The sequence below is a fragment of the Paraphotobacterium marinum genome, from assembly GCF_002216855.1.
Lineage (GTDB): Bacteria > Pseudomonadota > Gammaproteobacteria > Enterobacterales > Vibrionaceae > Paraphotobacterium > Paraphotobacterium marinum.
The window spans coordinates 603,710-619,155 of record NZ_CP022356.1; the positions used below are offsets into that span (position 1 = coordinate 603,710).

The 15,446-nt window shown below is 30.8% G+C and carries 17 protein-coding genes; 2 read left to right on the top strand and 15 right to left on the bottom strand.

All coding sequences use genetic code 11. The features are described 5' to 3' along the window. Positions 1-38 precede the first annotated feature (38 nt). Positions 39-413: a hypothetical protein gene (locus CF386_RS09930; protein WP_089074279.1), complete on the bottom strand. Its 375-nt coding sequence runs from the start codon at positions 411-413 to the stop codon at positions 39-41. 539 nt (positions 414-952) lie between these two features. On the opposite strand from CF386_RS09930, the gene CF386_RS09935 reads away from it, so the two are divergent. Next, on the top strand, positions 953-1,507 hold the full coding sequence (locus CF386_RS09935) for a GNAT family N-acetyltransferase (RefSeq protein ID WP_089074280.1): 555 nt from the start codon (positions 953-955) through the stop codon (positions 1,505-1,507). A 22-nt stretch (positions 1,508-1,529) separates the two neighbouring features. On the opposite strand, the gene CF386_RS09940 is transcribed toward CF386_RS09935, so the two are convergent. The 4 genes from CF386_RS09940 to CF386_RS09955 form a co-directional block, all read right to left on the bottom strand. Continuing rightward, positions 1,530-2,045 (bottom strand): lactoylglutathione lyase family protein, encoded by a 516-nt coding sequence (locus CF386_RS09940; protein WP_089074281.1) that lies wholly within the window; start codon positions 2,043-2,045, stop codon positions 1,530-1,532. A gap of 104 nt (positions 2,046-2,149) precedes the next feature. Beyond that, a complete protein-coding gene (locus CF386_RS09945; RefSeq protein ID WP_089074282.1) occupies positions 2,150-3,028 on the bottom strand; it encodes a LysR family transcriptional regulator in 879 nt (292 codons plus the stop codon). A 121-nt stretch (positions 3,029-3,149) separates the two neighbouring features. Continuing rightward, positions 3,150-3,410, bottom strand: coding sequence for a hypothetical protein (locus CF386_RS09950; RefSeq protein ID WP_089074283.1), 261 nt, complete (start codon positions 3,408-3,410; stop codon positions 3,150-3,152). Between the two features lie 29 nt (positions 3,411-3,439). Then, positions 3,440-3,883, bottom strand: a complete 444-nt coding sequence (locus CF386_RS09955; RefSeq protein ID WP_089074284.1) for a DUF6789 family protein — start codon at positions 3,881-3,883, stop codon at positions 3,440-3,442. Positions 3,884-4,157: 274 nt separating this feature from the next. Here CF386_RS09955 and CF386_RS09960 point away from each other — a divergent pair, with 274 nt between their 5' ends. Continuing rightward, the gene (locus tag CF386_RS09960) at positions 4,158-6,242 is read left to right on the top strand and encodes a S9 family peptidase (protein WP_158522379.1); all 2,085 of its coding nucleotides are present in this window, start codon (positions 4,158-4,160) and stop codon (positions 6,240-6,242) included. A 187-nt stretch (positions 6,243-6,429) separates the two neighbouring features. Here CF386_RS09960 and CF386_RS09965 read toward each other — a convergent pair whose 3' ends face one another. The 10 genes from CF386_RS09965 to CF386_RS10010 all read right to left on the bottom strand — a co-directional run bounded on the left by CF386_RS09965 (position 6,430) and on the right by CF386_RS10010 (position 15,345). Continuing rightward, positions 6,430-7,011, bottom strand: a complete 582-nt coding sequence (locus CF386_RS09965) for a lytic transglycosylase domain-containing protein (protein WP_145955050.1) — start codon at positions 7,009-7,011, stop codon at positions 6,430-6,432. Between the two features lie 121 nt (positions 7,012-7,132). Further along, positions 7,133-7,699: a DNA-3-methyladenine glycosylase I gene (locus CF386_RS09970; protein WP_089074287.1), complete on the bottom strand. Its 567-nt coding sequence runs from the start codon at positions 7,697-7,699 to the stop codon at positions 7,133-7,135. 6 nt (positions 7,700-7,705) lie between these two features. Then, positions 7,706-8,362, bottom strand: a complete 657-nt coding sequence (locus tag CF386_RS09975) for an SDR family oxidoreductase (protein WP_089074288.1) — start codon at positions 8,360-8,362, stop codon at positions 7,706-7,708. Positions 8,363-8,389: 27 nt separating this feature from the next. After that, complete coding sequence (locus tag CF386_RS09980) at positions 8,390-8,962, bottom strand: hypothetical protein (RefSeq protein ID WP_089074289.1); 573 nt, start codon at positions 8,960-8,962, stop codon at positions 8,390-8,392. 120 nt (positions 8,963-9,082) lie between these two features. Next, positions 9,083-10,234: an iron-containing alcohol dehydrogenase gene (locus tag CF386_RS09985; protein ID WP_089074787.1), complete on the bottom strand. Its 1,152-nt coding sequence runs from the start codon at positions 10,232-10,234 to the stop codon at positions 9,083-9,085. 345 nt (positions 10,235-10,579) lie between these two features. Continuing rightward, complete coding sequence (locus CF386_RS09990; protein WP_089074290.1) at positions 10,580-11,818, bottom strand: sugar MFS transporter; 1,239 nt, start codon at positions 11,816-11,818, stop codon at positions 10,580-10,582. A 156-nt stretch (positions 11,819-11,974) separates the two neighbouring features. Further along, a complete protein-coding gene (locus tag CF386_RS09995) occupies positions 11,975-12,733 on the bottom strand; it encodes an outer membrane protein (protein WP_089074291.1) in 759 nt (252 codons plus the stop codon). A gap of 164 nt (positions 12,734-12,897) precedes the next feature. Beyond that, on the bottom strand, positions 12,898-13,578 hold the full coding sequence (locus CF386_RS10000) for an outer membrane protein (protein WP_089074292.1): 681 nt from the start codon (positions 13,576-13,578) through the stop codon (positions 12,898-12,900). 89 nt (positions 13,579-13,667) lie between these two features. Then, entirely contained in the window at positions 13,668-14,117 is a 450-nt protein-coding gene (locus CF386_RS10005) for a hypothetical protein (RefSeq protein ID WP_089074293.1), read from the bottom strand. A gap of 133 nt (positions 14,118-14,250) precedes the next feature. Further along, on the bottom strand, positions 14,251-15,345 hold the full coding sequence (locus CF386_RS10010) for a tetratricopeptide repeat protein (RefSeq protein WP_158522380.1): 1,095 nt from the start codon (positions 15,343-15,345) through the stop codon (positions 14,251-14,253). Positions 15,346-15,446: the final 101 nt, after the last annotated feature.

Here is a 15,446-nt window from a genome sequence, read left to right on the forward strand (position 1 = left end):
CTCTTCGGCTTCATTATCAAATACAAAACTAAATTTGATTAGAGGTACATCCTTATTAATACATTGCTCTGTTGGTAATATATATAACTTTTTATTAGATTAGAATTTTTTTCATTTATTATTGTATCTAACAGCTCATCAATATTTGCTTTATTATTTAATAAGTTTTTAATATCATATATTTTTAAATATGGTGATATATCATCTATTGAATTTGGTACTTCAAACATTAGCTTACCTTCAGAAGATTCAATCAGCCTTGAGCCAATCCATGGATTTAAGTGTATAATTTCTTTAAATCTATTTTCTAAATCTTCTGATAAAACTGTCCCCTGAAACCTTGTAATAGTTCCTATAGCAGATTCATGACGTTGTATTGTGTTTTCAAAATCGAGCATATTGATTAATGACATACAGTAATATTCCTTGATAATTATTTTTATTTAAAAAAATCATATAATAAAAATGGAATGAATACATGACAGATATTGCTATTTAAAAAAATAATGTTCCAATTATTATAAAATGGCTATCACAATAAACTTTTGTTGTTAAATTGGATTATAACTCCTTTAACAAATTGTAATTATTCAAAGTTTTGAAATTTATCTAAAGAAGCCTTCAAGGTTGATGTCTTCAAAATGTTATTTAGACAAACATGTAAAAATAAAAAAATTCTAACACTTATCTAAAGCCTCTTTTTCCTAAAGGTTCATTTTATTGTATTAAATATTACTTAGTCATCATTTTAGATGCTTAAATCATAGTTTTATTTTTTTATAAACATAAGAGGTATCTATTTATTTTCTTTTGATTTAACGGGGTTAATTAAAATGAAACAATATTTTATTCAAAATAAATTTCATATAGACTTTAAAATTAAAAAACTATAAATCAAATTATCTTTATGTTAAGTTTTATTCATAAAATTTAAAGTATTGGAGAGCAATTAATGACTAGTGAAAAGTTAAAAGTTAACAATTTTAAACCACAACCCCAAAGCGAAACACCAAGTAAATCACTGTGCTCTTCTAGATTAAAATATAGAATTTTAACTAAAGATGATTTTAAATATTTGTATTCACTGAGTTCAGATCCAGATGTGATGAAATTTTTTCCGCATGGCACTTTATCTGAAAAACGGACTCAAGAGAGACATGAATTCTACCTAGACTGTTATCATAAGCATAATCTACCCATTTTCCTTATGTTTTGTTCAAAAACCAATGAGTTTATAGGTCGATGTGGATTTGGTTTATTAGAAGAACAAGTTGAGGTTGGATATGTTTTGCATAAAAAGTTTTGGAGACAAGGTTTTGCATCAGAGTCCTTACAATTTTGTTTACAATGGGCTAAAAAAAATCTTACAACCAAAAATATCATAGCATTAGCCCCATCTGATCATATAGGATCAATTAGCGTGATGGAAAGTTGCAATATGCAATTTATTGAAGAAAAAATAGCATATGGGAAAAATTGTAAGTTTTATCAAATCAGAAATTTATAACTTTGATTAAAATGTTTAATTATCAATCATAAGCGCCACTTGAATAAATTAGTTCGTAACTGTGGCTATAAATTTCTAAAATATTACCGAAAGGATCTTCCATATATATCATGCGATACGGTTTTTCACCCGGATAATAATATCTGGGTTTATCCATTCTTTTTTTTCCGCCAGCCTCCACAATCTTATCAGCTAATGCTTCAACATTAGGATCTTGAACACAAAAGTGGAAGATACCCGTTTTCCAGTATTCAAAATTATTATCAGGATTTTGCTGATTTTTAAATTCAAATATTTCAACGCCTACTCGATCTCCAGTTGATAAATGAGCAATTCTGAATTTGTCCCAACCTGCTCCAAATACGTCCGTACACATTTCACCAATAGCAGAATCATCTTCAGTAATAGTCGTAGGTTTCATGATAAGATACCAACCTAAAACTTCAGTATAAAACTTCACAGCTTTTTCAAGATCTGGCACTGAAATTCCAATGTGAGAAAACGTTCTTGGATATGGGGAGTTAGATGAGCAAGACATTCTATTAGACCTAAATTGAAATTAACAATAATTTTATTTTAGTATCAATTTGAATAAAGTAAAAAAGATATAACTCAAACTTTTCTTAAGATTTATCAATGTAGTTAAAATTTAAAACCATGATCCATTAAAGCATCAATAAAAATATTTAATTTTTTAGACTGTTGAATTCTGTCCTTATAGACAATATAAACATCTCTTGGTTTAGAAGCCCATTCAGGCAGCACATGGACTAAAGTTCCCTTATGAATTTCCTTTTCAACAAATACGTTGGGTATTAAAGTAATACCTAAACCTGCTAAACAAGCTTGTTTTACAGCCATCAATTCATTAATTAATAGTTTAGGAGTCGAAGTGTTTTCATAAAATTGTGGGCCATTATATATCTTCCAGTCCACTAGAGGCTTACCTTTTAATAAATCACAACCATCAAGATCTTCAGGTTTGGTAATGTCAAAAGAATCTGAAAGAAATTGAGGCGAAGCGACTAATATATCCGTTATTTGACCTAATTTCTTAAATGAGACATTATTCAAATTCATTTCAACTGGAGTAATGAATACATCCCAATCCTCAGCATTGAGTTCATCTGGAGCCGTAGATGTCTCGATATATAAGTCAATATCTGGATTATGTTTGAGAAAATTTGAGAAAAACTTTTGGAAACCAAAGTTAATGAAATTTTGTGGACAAGCCACCTTCAACTGGCCTCCGTGGTTCTCATTTTCATTTGAGATATTTTCAGTTTGTAACAAGATTTCATCAATTAAAGGAGAACACTTTTGATAAAACTTATGTCCTGCATCCGTTAATACAAGTTTTCTAGCATTTCGATTAAAAAGACGCACATCCAAAACATCTTCTAATGACTGAATTCTTCTGGTTAATGTTGGTGCAGGAATTCCTAATCTTTTAGACGCTTCTGCAAAATTACCATATCGGACAATACAACCGAAAATATTTAAATCATCAAGATATTTCAAGAATTGTACTTCTCAATTTAATCACTAATGAGTTATTTATAAAAAAAAATTAGGATGTGATCAAGTAAAAAAAAAGAACAACATTATCTATGTCGCCTTTTTGATTGATTTATGTTTAGATTTATAAGTAGTTATGAATTTGTTTATTTAATTCGTCATTCATTTTATTGAAGTCATCCATTATATCTTTTGCAGATTGTGTTAAAGATAGATATTCAATATCGCCAATAAATAACTTTAAATTTAAATTTTTTTCAAGCTCTGTAAGGATCCCTATCAATTCATATTTAGATAGTGAATATAACTTACAAGCTTGTCCAAAACTTTCTTGTTCAAGGGTATTACTTAAAATACCCAATCTTATTACATTTATTAATTCCATTACTCCTAACCTAATTTTATAAGACTAAATTATTCTCCAAGTAATTTCTGGTAACTGACTCCCAATACAACACCGAAAACTAAATGAAGTACTAATGTCATAACAGTTGCTTGAATACCAATATTTAAAGCAAACAAACCTGCCCCCATCATTGGCATTGGGATTAACATCATTATAAGCCATGCAACGACCCCAAAAATAATTCCTTTTGTTAATTGTTTTTGTGTAGGTATCCATTTATTGAAGATTGAAAAGGCTCCTCCCCAAGCTATTGTCCCAATACCAAAATGCATCAACCAACCTATAACCGGTAACTGAGGTAATCCTAATTTAGCATGGACTGTATTAGTCATCATACCTACCGGATCCAAAGCTGGCATAATGCCCATTTTGCCTTTAATGATCATCATCATTGTCAAAACTAAAGTTGCTATAAAACCTGAGATAAAACCTTTTTTTATACTATTTTTCATTTTTATGTCCTCTTCTTAAATTTGTAATTGTTGTTCTAAGCTAGTGTTTAAATATTATCAAACTCTTTAATGTGTGTATTCAGTCAAAATAGTATTCTAAAACTTAAGATAAGATATTTATGAAATACAGCATTTCAAAAATATCCTAATGTGAGGAATTTTTTTTTATGATTTATTTTTTTGAATCAGATTAATAATTAAAAAAGTATGGATTGAAAACCTTTATTGAGCTTATATAATGGAGAGATTAAATACATATATATATAGAATAATAATGAATCCAATTAAACCACCAAACGCAAAAAAAATTCCAAAAGAAATCAAACAACACAATCAAACCAGAGTTGATAATTATGCCTGGCTCCGCGATAAAAACTGGAAGAAGTTTATTGAAGGTGATTTAGACTTTCACGATCCATCGGTAAAAGAATACCTTGAAAGTGAGCAAGCTTACACAAAACAAATTATGGATCATACACAAAGTAGTCAAAAACAAATATATGATGAAATTTTATCTCGAATTGTTGAAGACGATATTAGCTATCCATATCAAAAAGGAAATTACTATTACATCCAAGAAACTAAAAAAGGATTAAATTATCCCATTCTTCAACGAAAATTTGCTTCAATTGATGCCGAAACAGAGACTTATTTTGATATAAATAAAGAATCAGAAAACTATGATACTTTCATATTAGGAACAACATCGGTCAATAAAGATGGGACTTATTTTGCCTATACAGTGAATACAACCGGTTCAATGTCGTATAGTTTAAAACTTAAAGATTTAGCAAAAAATGAACATACTCAATTAAATATAACTGATTTAACAGATTCATTTCAATGGGTTGATAATGAAAATATTTTTTATATTGAAAGAGATGAAAGTGGTAGAGGAAAAACAGTCTGCTCGATTAATATCCATAAAGGATTAGAATCAAGACAAGTTCTCTTTACAAAGCCAACATCGCATGATGACATGTTTTTGGATATGACTAAAACGCCAGATGGTAAATATATATTTCTACATTTAAACAATGGCTCAGATACCGTAATACACTATAAACCCTTAGACTCGGATGCACCCTTTCAACTCTTTGTTGAAGATAAAGATGATATTCAATACAGCATTACTCATAATAATGGTTCATTTTATATTCTGACAAACCTTAATCATAAAAATAATTTTATGATCATGACCTGTCCGGTTGAGAATATTTCAAAATCTAATTGGAAAATCTTTTTAGATGAAGAAAAGGATTTATATCTTGAAACAATGGCTCTTTATAACAAATACTTAATTGCATGTTATAAGAATACGGCTACATCAATGCAAGAAATATTCATCATAAATATATTAACCCATGAGAAAAGATCTCTTAAATTTTCAACCAATAACTTTTGTTTTCATTTAATTGGTAATGATGACCCAAATAGTTATGTCATAAGATTTTCTCTAGAAACACCTATCCAACCCTCAACTCTTTATGATTTAAATTTAGAGAGTCTCAAAAAAATTACTTTAAAAAAGTCTAATGTTCCAAACTATGATACTAATAAATATCAAACAGAGGTTTTAAATGCAACCTCATCTGATGGGCAAAAGATCCCCATTACCATCATTTACAAAAAAGGAACATTGTTAAACTCCAAGAACCCCCTATTATTGTATGGATATGGCTCATATGGACTTGGAATAACACCTACCTTTAATCAGCAAATCTTTAGCCTTATCAATCGTGGATTTATCTATGCTATTGCTCACATTAGAGGTGGTGATGAAAAAGGTTATAATTGGTATCGAAATGGAAAAAAAGAACTGAAAAAGAATACGTTTGAAGATTATTTAACTGTTTGTCACTTTTTGATAGATCAAAAATATACCAATGCTGGTTTAATTACAGGTTATGGTGGAAGTGCAGGTGGATTATTAATGGGAGCTGTAGCAAATATGGAGCCTTCAATTTTCAAAAGTATTATTGCTGCCGTCCCATTCGTTGATGTTGTGAATACCATTTCAGATGCATCATTGCCTTTAACGCCACCTGAGTGGGAAGAGTGGGGAAACCCCATCCTTAATAAAGAGGACTTTGAATACATATTATCTTACTCCCCATATGATAATATTAAACCACAATCCTATCCCAATATTTTAGCTTTAACAGGCATTTCTGATGAACAAGTGACCTATTGGGAGCCTGCTAAATGGGTTGCGAAACTTAGAGACCTTAAAACAGACAATAATCTATTGCTTTTAGATATTAAAATGAATTCTGGTCATACAGGTGCATCTAAAAGGTACCAATGGATTAAAGACAAAGCTTTTGAATATGCTTTTATTTTAAAAGCATATCAATAGAAATAAAAAAGCAGTACAATGTACTGCTTTTGGGTTGTGTTTGTTTATTTATATTATTTTTTGAATCATTAAACAAAATGTTCTTATAGTTATATTTTTCGTTTTTGCAATTTTATATTATTATAATTGATAATTTATTCAATCATTATTTTTTCATAATGAGATATTGATCGTTTTTTACGTTCAATTATATTTTAAAATATCTACTATCCACATAGGTTTTAAGAACTTTATATCTCCCAACATACCTTTGCGTTTCCCTTGGAAGATCTAACATAAACTGTGTTTCTTTTCGCCCTGAGTGATAACCATGTATTTTCTTTAAGGTACTGTCAACACGGCCCTTTCCAGCATTATAAGCTGCAACCACTAAGATATCATTACCATGATAGTAATAATATAAATTTTGTATATATTTAAGTGCTGCATGTGTAGATCTTGCAAAATTAATTCGATCATCTCTATGTCGATTGACCTGAATGCCCATTAACCTCGCTGTAAAAGGCATTAACTGCCACATTCCACGGGCACCTTTTCTTGATCGTGCATAATTATTAAAATTTGATTCTATGTAAGGTATGATGATAAAAGATTTGGGTAACTTCCTACGCTTTAAGTAATAAGTAATTTTTTTTGCCGAATATTCGTGCTTCGCTAAAGAGGATTTAAATTGGTGTATTTCATAATAAGAAGAATAAAAGTGTTTACTTTTTGCATCTGCATGAAAAGAAAGCATCAATGCTAAAAAAAGAAGAGTCAAGTACTTCAATTGCAGCCTGTAATAAATAATTTAAAGTTGCAATATTATATTACAAATTTGCTGATTTAGTAAGAGGGAAAGCTTTACTAAAGCTTAATAAAAGCACAAAGTTTAGAATCTTTATAAGTGACTAAACTTCATTATATCTAAAGCAATTCATATCATGCGCGTTAAATACACCGCAAGCTTTTAAATAAGCTTCGCAAATTATAGGTCCCATAAACAAAAAACCCAATTCCTTTAAACCGAGGTGAAATTTATTCGAAATCGATTTCATTAATTCTATATCCTCTTCACAACTCGTGATTTTAATTGGTTGAAAATCAACAAATGACCAAAGGAAGTGACTAAAGGATTTATAGTTTTGCTGAACCTGTAAAAAACATTTTGCATTATTTATCACAGCTTCAATCTTCTTTTTATGACGAATAATTTCAGAGTTTTTCATCAGGTTTTCAATATCTAAGTGATTATATTGAGCTATCTTTTTTAAATCATAATTTGCATATGCCGCTTTGAAAGAGGCCCTTCTCTTCAAAATAGTATACCAGTTTAAACCAGCTTGATTTAGCTCTAAAACGATAAACTCAAATAATATATAGTCATCGTAAACCGGTACACCCCACTCCCTGTCATGGTACTGAACATAGTCTTCTTTAGTTAAATCTAACCAGGAACATCGAGAGATTCTTGTCATGAGAGATTACCAAGAGATGACTGTTCCGTCATAATTAAAAAATTTACCCGAATCTTTTGGCGCTGATTTCTGAATGACATTAATGATCCCTTTCACAGACTCTTCAACAGTCAGGTGAGCATTAGGACCACCCATATCAGTTTGAACCCAACCCGGATGCATCATTAAAACTTTTATATCCCTATCTTTTAAATCTATCGATAAACTTTTACCTAAAGCATTCATAGCAGCTTTGCTCATTCTATAAGAGTATCTTCCACCTGAACTATTATCCCCTATTGAACCCATTTTACTAGTCATCAAGGCCAAGGTACCATTAGTTTTTAATTTATCTTTGAGAAGTGAAGCCACTCTAAAAGCTCCCACTGCATTTGTATTGAAAGTCTCCAAAAAGCTTTTATCATTTAGCTCTCCAAGTACTTCATCACGCCAAATACCAGCGTTGTAAATTAAAAGGTCAATACTTTTATCATCCAAAGAATTAGCAAGTTTTTGAATACTATCAAAACATGTCACATCAACTTCTGAAAAAACTGTCACATTCCTAGTAACGTCATGATTTTTTCCTCTTATCGTTATATTTACATTGTGATCTAAATTCGAATATTGTCTTGCAAGCTCTTGCCCAATTCCTCGGCTTGCTCCAATGATTAGTATATTCATGTATATTTACTCCTTTAAATAAATTCTTTAATCTCTATTATTCAAACTGGCGTCTTTCCAGTACTGGATTTTATTGATATCAACTTTTGTAGCAAAACCTTTTTTGGTAATAAGGTAACCAATAACATTCGTTTGATAATTTCTCATCGAATAAATAGAATTATCTGTATTCATTTTAGTTTGCTCAATAGGGTGTTTGGGAGGTGGGGTTAATAGAAGTCCTGTTTTAACGAAATTTTCAAAAGCTTCTTTAGTCCTAAAAACAAAAATAATCTTTATCTTTTTGTCATCAAAAAACTTTTTACTTGGAACTTTCATCTTCATAAAAGTGTATTTGTTACTTAAATTGTTATGAGCTAAGCCATAACCATAATTCGTTTGGTATGTCACTTCCTTTTTATTTGTAAAAATAGCCCACCCATATGCGTGATTTAAATTAGTGTTAACATTAGGATATTTCTTTATGGTATTCAATGTGTGTTGATATGATGAATATATCATTTCTTGTTTTTTAGCTAATGCATTTTCTTCGCTAAAGTCACAAGACGAAAGCAACAAACAAACAACGAAAACAAATAATATTTTTGTTAATTTTCTCATAAAATAAACACATTAATTTAAGTATGTTTTAATATAGCAAAATTAACATTATTACAATGACAAATTAAAGTAAAAAGTCAGATAAAATAACCAACTTTTTACATTAAATTGATATTTTTATCATGCAATTGCTTTATCTAAGATTTTTTCACTCACATCAGGAGTTATGGCTTGATGCTCGCCTAACTGTACCATGCCATGTTTTTCAAGCTTAGCGATGACTTGTTTCACTGCATCTGCTTTGCTCATGCCATAGTCATCCAAATGAGTTTTAACATTCAATGAATGAAAGAGTTTCTCAATGTGATTAATCGTTTCTTCAGCTAAATTATCACTTTGATTTAAGCCAAAAACATTTTTACCCATTTGGTTTAACTTTTCTCTTTTTTTAGAAATTTGGTTTCTTAACAGTGACGGTTGAATAATCGCTAATGAACGTGCATGATCAACGCCAAAGAGTGCTGTTAATTCATGTCCAATCATATGCGTGCCCCAATCTTGACTTACACCCGCACCAATCAATCCATTTAGCGCTTGGTTGGCAGTCCACATCAAATTATCATTCCAGTTTGGCGTAGTTGAACGACTTGGGAAGTCTTTGGCTAACTGGATTAAATTTTTTAATAATGCTTCCGCATAACCATCTTGAACCATAGCATCTTGAGGGGTTGTGATATATTGTTCACATACATGAACCCAAGCATCTACGATACCATTCACGAGTTGTCTTTCTGGTAAAGTTTCCATACTTTTGGGATCTAAAACAGAAAATTTAGGTTGTACCAAAGGGCTCATGAAGGCAAGCTTTTGATTTGTTTCTTTCTTAGTGATCACTGACCCACTATTTGATTCAGAACCTGTTGCTGGTAACGTCAAAACAGAGCCAATAGGAAGTGCATTAATTACGGGTTCATTTTTTTCAAGAATATCCCAACCATGACCATCATAACAAGCTGCAGCAGCCACATATTTTGTTCCATCAATAACCGAACCACCGCCTACTGCTAATAAAAAATCAATTTGATTGGAACGAACTAAATTGACAGCTTTATCAAGCGTTTCAACAGTTGGGTTTGGTTCAATACCACTAAACTCAAAAACTTCATGTTCAGATAAAGCTTTCATGACATCATCATAAACATGGTTTTTTTTAATAGAGCCGCCTCCATACAAGACTAAAACTTTCTTACTTGTAGGAATCTCATTTTTAATTGAAGCTATATGCTCTGCACCAAAAAGAATTTTGGTTGGATTATAATAGGTAAAGTTCATGGCAATCTCCTTTTTATAAATAAGATATATTTTTTTCATCATTAATAAAAGATTTATGCTCACATTATGAAAAAATAAAGAGATAATATCTAAAAACTTAATTTCCAAAATTAAGACATCTATTTTAAAGTTAAAAAATAACTCTCCCACTAACTCATCATTAAAACAAAATGCATATATTATGAAGATGATTTTTTTAGATTCAAGCAATAAAAAAACGCATACACTGCTTTCTCAAATGTATGCGTCTTGATATAACTATCTATTTTTCTTTATCTATACTAATTCTATCTTTTCACTATTTATTAATGTCAAAGACAGCATTTCAAAAGAACTCTTACATTATTATTTAGATGTTAAGAATACTGATTTATCGTAGCCTTTCAAGCCATAAAATACGATGTATAAATAACATATAACTGGAATAATAAATGCGTGATGAACGCCAACTGTATCAGCTACTGAACCTTGGATAATAGGAACAATTGCTCCACCAACTATAGATACAATTAATAAGCCTGAGCCGATTGCTGTATATTTTCCTAGTCCTCTTAAAGCAACACTGAAAATTGTTGGGAATTGAATAGAGTTAAACAAACCCACTGCAACGATAGTGATGACCGCAATATTACCATTTGTTAACATTGAAATAACAACTAATACAATTGCGATAGAACTAAACAGTGCAATAATTTTATTTGGAGCAAACTCTTTTAATAAGTAAGTACCAATAAATCGACCTACCATAGCCCCACCCCAGTAATAACCTACATAAGATGCAGCTGTTAAACCTGTTATTGCACCTAACTCAGGAAGTTCAAAGTAATTAATTAAAAAACTACCAATAGATACTTCTGCACCTACGTACATGAATATAGCAACACATCCTAAAATCAAATGCTTATATTTCCAAATTGATCCTCTATCTTCAAGAGCATTAACAGTAGAAGAACTATCATCTTTTGATTTATTCGTATCAATCTTTGGTAATTTTACAAATGCAAACAATAAACCAACTAATACTAAAGCTACAGCTAAAATAATAAATGGCTTTTGTACAGCCCATATTTTACCAGCAACTGTTGTAGCTGTCGCGCCTGCAACTAAAATAAGAATACCACCGAAAAATGGAGCTATCGTTGTTCCAAGAGAGTTAAATGCCTGCATAAAAGTCAAACGACTTGAAGCTGTCTCTGGTTTACCTAAAAGTGTTGCATATGGATTACATGCTACTTGAAGAGTAGTCACACCTGTAGCCATGATAAAGTAACCAAAGATAAACATACCGTAACTTGCATACGCAGCAGCAGGTAAAAAGATTAAACAACCTAAAGCAATAACCATAAATCCAGTAACAATACCTTTTTTATGACCAATTTTTTGAATTACTTTAGCCATTGGTATAGACACAATTGCAAATGTTCCAAAGAACGTAAACTGAACAACCATTGCTTCTACATAATTTAAGCTAAATAACTCCTTTAAATGTGGAATCATTATATCATTCAAACATGTGATAAAACCCCACATGAAAAAAGATAGTGTTAGAAAAGCCAACGGCACTCTATAATTTTGGTTTGTCATATTTCACCTGTACAAATTTAGGAAAACGTTTCGATAGAGTGTGGAATTTATAGATTTTATAGATTTTTGCAATTAATTAGTTTCATACTGTGAACTTGATCAAAAAAAAGACTGCTTTAAAAGCAGTCTTTCAAAATGTGATTTAACTTTTGTATTTTAGAAAGAATACGTTAAACCTGCTGTTACAGCCTGGTATGTAATGGTATCGATGTCAGGTGCGTTGGCTGCAAGATAATTATAGGGAGAAAGCTCTGAAAATTTATCTCCATCAACATAGGTATACTGAACGGTTAGACCAATATCTTCACTCACTTGCCAACCAACACCTGCAACGCCGGTAAATTGCCAATTAGAAGCCGTTTCACCATCTCCTATTGGTACTGTATTTGCAAAATCTACCCCAGCGAGACCACCGCTTCCACTAATACTCAATTTTTGATGCACATAAGATACACCTAATTTCGCAAATAAATAAAAATCTTCAGCAACATTTACTCTTGCAACGGCTAATAAAGGAATTATCGTATTATCTTTCAATTCATATTTTAATTCTGAATTACCAAACTTCCATTTATAATCTGGTGTCTGAAAATTAAATAAGTAACCGACTTCTGGACCTAAAAAGAAACTATCGGTTATTGGAAAAAGGTAACCGAAATTGATTCCACCTGAAAACACACCTAAACCATTGTCAGTACCATTGTAACCACCAAGTCCAAAATCCGTATTCGCCCGTTCTCCACTATTATCAATAGTACCTTTGCTCCCTTCATCATACCAGCCATAACCGAGCTCTAAACCCATATAGGGTCCTGCTGCATCTGCCCCACAAGCTTCGGTGTAACAAGGGTTTGCTATTGCTGAGGTCGCGCAAAATAAAGAACCAACAGCTGTTCCAAGTAGAATTTTTTTCATAACATTTTTCCTTAAATTAAACAAAGAGTTGTCATAAAAAAATATAGTTCAAGATTGTATTCTTTCATTTAAACCCGATAATTTTGTTTCAAAAGTGAGATATGGGTCTTTATATTGTTTTTTTTTTGAACTATATCAGGCTTTTAAGTTTTAGGTATTGTCGATTAAAATGAAAAAGTAACACCCATTCCAACATTTTGAAATCGATAAGGTTGTGTCTCGTTAGAAGTTAAAATATCACTGGAATTATCACCATCAATATAAGTATAGTGAATGGATAAGCCAAGATAATCCTGTAAAGCATAACCTATTCCAATCGAGCCTGCGAAACGCCAATCATTGGAAGTTTGTGTATCTGATAGAGGTGCAATATTTATTGCATTACTGGATACGGAGGTTTTTTGCCGGACATATGCTGCGCCAAGTTTAGTGAACAAATAGACATCGTTTGTCAGATGATATTGGGTAACGGCATAAATGGGAAAGTATAAAGCATCTTCAACCTTTATGGATGCAGAGTTATTTCCTCGATTAAATTTGATATCTGGTGAATTAAAAAAGGTTTCATATCCAATTTCTGGTCCAATAGAAAATTGATCATTAATCGGGAATAAATAACCAATATTTAGACTTCTTGTCACTCCGTCGTTGGATTTATTAGAAGACACTCCCTTATTAACTTGAAAATCAGACATATCTAACCAACCAAAACCAATATCAATACCGATATAAGGACCTTGAGTAAAATGCTCACTACAGCTTACAGTGTCACATTGATTATCTGCATATAAAGAAAAGCTGGTACATAAAACAGAAACGAAAATAATATTGTTAGAAATTTTCATTACTAATTCCTTTTAAAAATTTTTATAAATTAAGAATAGTCTATTATAAAAATTCTTAAAGGAATTCTAGACTTAAAAATAGATTTTATTCAATCTACTTTTAAGTGTTGATTCAAACTCAATGAAGCTTTGTCTGTAGGCTCTATATTGTCAAGTCCCACAGTTAGAAAATCAACTTTTAGCTCATTTAAATCTAGCGTCACTCTTTTGTTTTTAAACATTTTCCTAACATCATCAGATGCCAAAGTACCTACAAACTGATAGTAATCATCAACATTTTTTTTACGAAACTTTCTTGTTGTAAAACTAGATAAATTTGCAGGTTCCCATGACTCAATCGAATAGACTTCTTTGATAACATTTTTAACGATAGCAAATGCGAATTTAAGATTTAATTCTGATGGGATTTTATGCCAAATTCCTCGCGTTGCTTCATACATTTTTAATTTAGTCATTACTGGCTGCATACGATCAGTAACATCAAATAAAAACCCAGAGTGTTGTGCATCAAATTCAGCTTTAGGATAGACATTCATCATAACAAACTCCTTTTAATATGATAAATTATTTCGTGAATAAAATTATATTATTTAAAGATAAAATTCAAATAAAATTATTATTTTTTTCGATTAAATATACATCTTCAGTCTTTTATGATTATATTTTAGACAACTAAGTCTTATTTTGATGGTAAGTGATATAATACAGGTTTTTGTATGCTTCTATCTTAGCTGTTTGAAGGGATCTTTGATTTAAAATTTTTTCTAGCCGGTTTAAATAGCTCACTTTCTTTTTGGTCAGTAAGAATGACGTATAAAGCCATACATATGCTTTTTGATAATCAAGCGGCACACCTCTCCCAAAATAATATAACATGGCCAAACTTTGTTGTGATGGTAAGTGCCCTAACAAAGATGCGCGTTCATATAATTGACTCGATTTATAAATATCAACGTTTTGGTTTAAATCCCCAAATTGGTAAATTTCTCCCAATTTAAATAATGCATTTCCACTGTTCAATTTTGCAGCAGAATCATAGAGATCAATCGCTTTCTTATAATTTCTTTCAACAACAAAACCTTTCTCATAAAAAGTAGCCAACTCAAATAAAGCATTATAATCACCCTGCTCAGCAGCTTTTTCCGTCCAAAAGAAACACTCTCTTGCGTTATTTGATTCACAATAAATTTTGGCAAGCTTTAACTGTCCTTTGAGATATCCCTGACCTGCAGACTTTTTATACCAAAAGTTTGCTTTACTTTGATTTTTTTTAACAAACTTACCAAATTCAAAAAACTCGCCTAATTTAAATTGAGATTGAGAATAACCATTTTCAGCAGATTCTAAAAATAGATAACTGGCTTTTCTCATATTTTTATCCATATTTTGACCTGATTCATTTTCAACACCAAATAAGTATTGTGCTTCAGGTATTCTTTTTTCACTTGATCTTTCAAGCCAATAAATATATTTTTCTTTTTTATATTCATATGGTAAGTCAAATTGTGACTGTTCTGTATTTAAGTACGTCATTGCTAAATTTAATTGTTCTTTACCATTACCTGACTCAGCTTTTTGGATAAGTGATCCATACTCTTCATTAAACAATTTAATTGCATTTTGTTTCGTTACATATTTAGATTCTATATTTTGATTATACCGTTCAAGTAATTCTTTTTTATCAGATTTTAAACTCATATTTTGATAAGATGAGGCAAAACCTGAAGTTATAAAAAACGAAATCAGAACCAAACATATAACTTTCATGACACAACTCATAAAGATTTACATAATTATTATATAACGTCTTAGATTTAACTAAAATTAAATGGTAGATCAATTAATTAGAATTATTAATAGCAAAAATT

Bases quoted from the DNA above. Each gene is read 5' to 3' on its own strand.
- CF386_RS09960 (WP_158522379.1), top strand. From the start codon at position 4,158: ATGAATCCAATTAAACCACCAAACGCAAAAAAAATTCCAAAAGAAATC.
- CF386_RS09985 (WP_089074787.1), bottom strand. From the start codon at position 10,234: ATGAACTTTACCTATTATAATCCAACCAAAATTCTTTTTGGTGCAGAG.
- CF386_RS10005 (WP_089074293.1), bottom strand. From the start codon at position 14,117: ATGATGAATGTCTATCCTAAAGCTGAATTTGATGCACAACACTCTGGG.
- CF386_RS09990 (WP_089074290.1), bottom strand. From the start codon at position 11,818: ATGACAAACCAAAATTATAGAGTGCCGTTGGCTTTTCTAACACTATCT.
- CF386_RS09950 (WP_089074283.1), bottom strand. From the start codon at position 3,410: ATGGAATTAATAAATGTAATAAGATTGGGTATTTTAAGTAATACCCTT.
- CF386_RS09935 (WP_089074280.1), top strand. From the start codon at position 953: ATGACTAGTGAAAAGTTAAAAGTTAACAATTTTAAACCACAACCCCAA.
- CF386_RS10010 (WP_158522380.1), bottom strand. From the start codon at position 15,345: ATGAAAGTTATATGTTTGGTTCTGATTTCGTTTTTTATAACTTCAGGT.
- CF386_RS09980 (WP_089074289.1), bottom strand. From the start codon at position 8,962: ATGAGAAAATTAACAAAAATATTATTTGTTTTCGTTGTTTGTTTGTTG.
- CF386_RS09955 (WP_089074284.1), bottom strand. From the start codon at position 3,883: ATGAAAAATAGTATAAAAAAAGGTTTTATCTCAGGTTTTATAGCAACT.
- CF386_RS09970 (WP_089074287.1), bottom strand. From the start codon at position 7,699: ATGACAAGAATCTCTCGATGTTCCTGGTTAGATTTAACTAAAGAAGAC.
- CF386_RS09975 (WP_089074288.1), bottom strand. From the start codon at position 8,362: ATGAATATACTAATCATTGGAGCAAGCCGAGGAATTGGGCAAGAGCTT.
- CF386_RS09940 (WP_089074281.1), bottom strand. From the start codon at position 2,045: ATGTCTTGCTCATCTAACTCCCCATATCCAAGAACGTTTTCTCACATT.
- CF386_RS09930 (WP_089074279.1), bottom strand. From the start codon at position 413: ATGTCATTAATCAATATGCTCGATTTTGAAAACACAATACAACGTCAT.
- CF386_RS09995 (WP_089074291.1), bottom strand. From the start codon at position 12,733: ATGAAAAAAATTCTACTTGGAACAGCTGTTGGTTCTTTATTTTGCGCG.
- CF386_RS10000 (WP_089074292.1), bottom strand. From the start codon at position 13,578: ATGAAAATTTCTAACAATATTATTTTCGTTTCTGTTTTATGTACCAGC.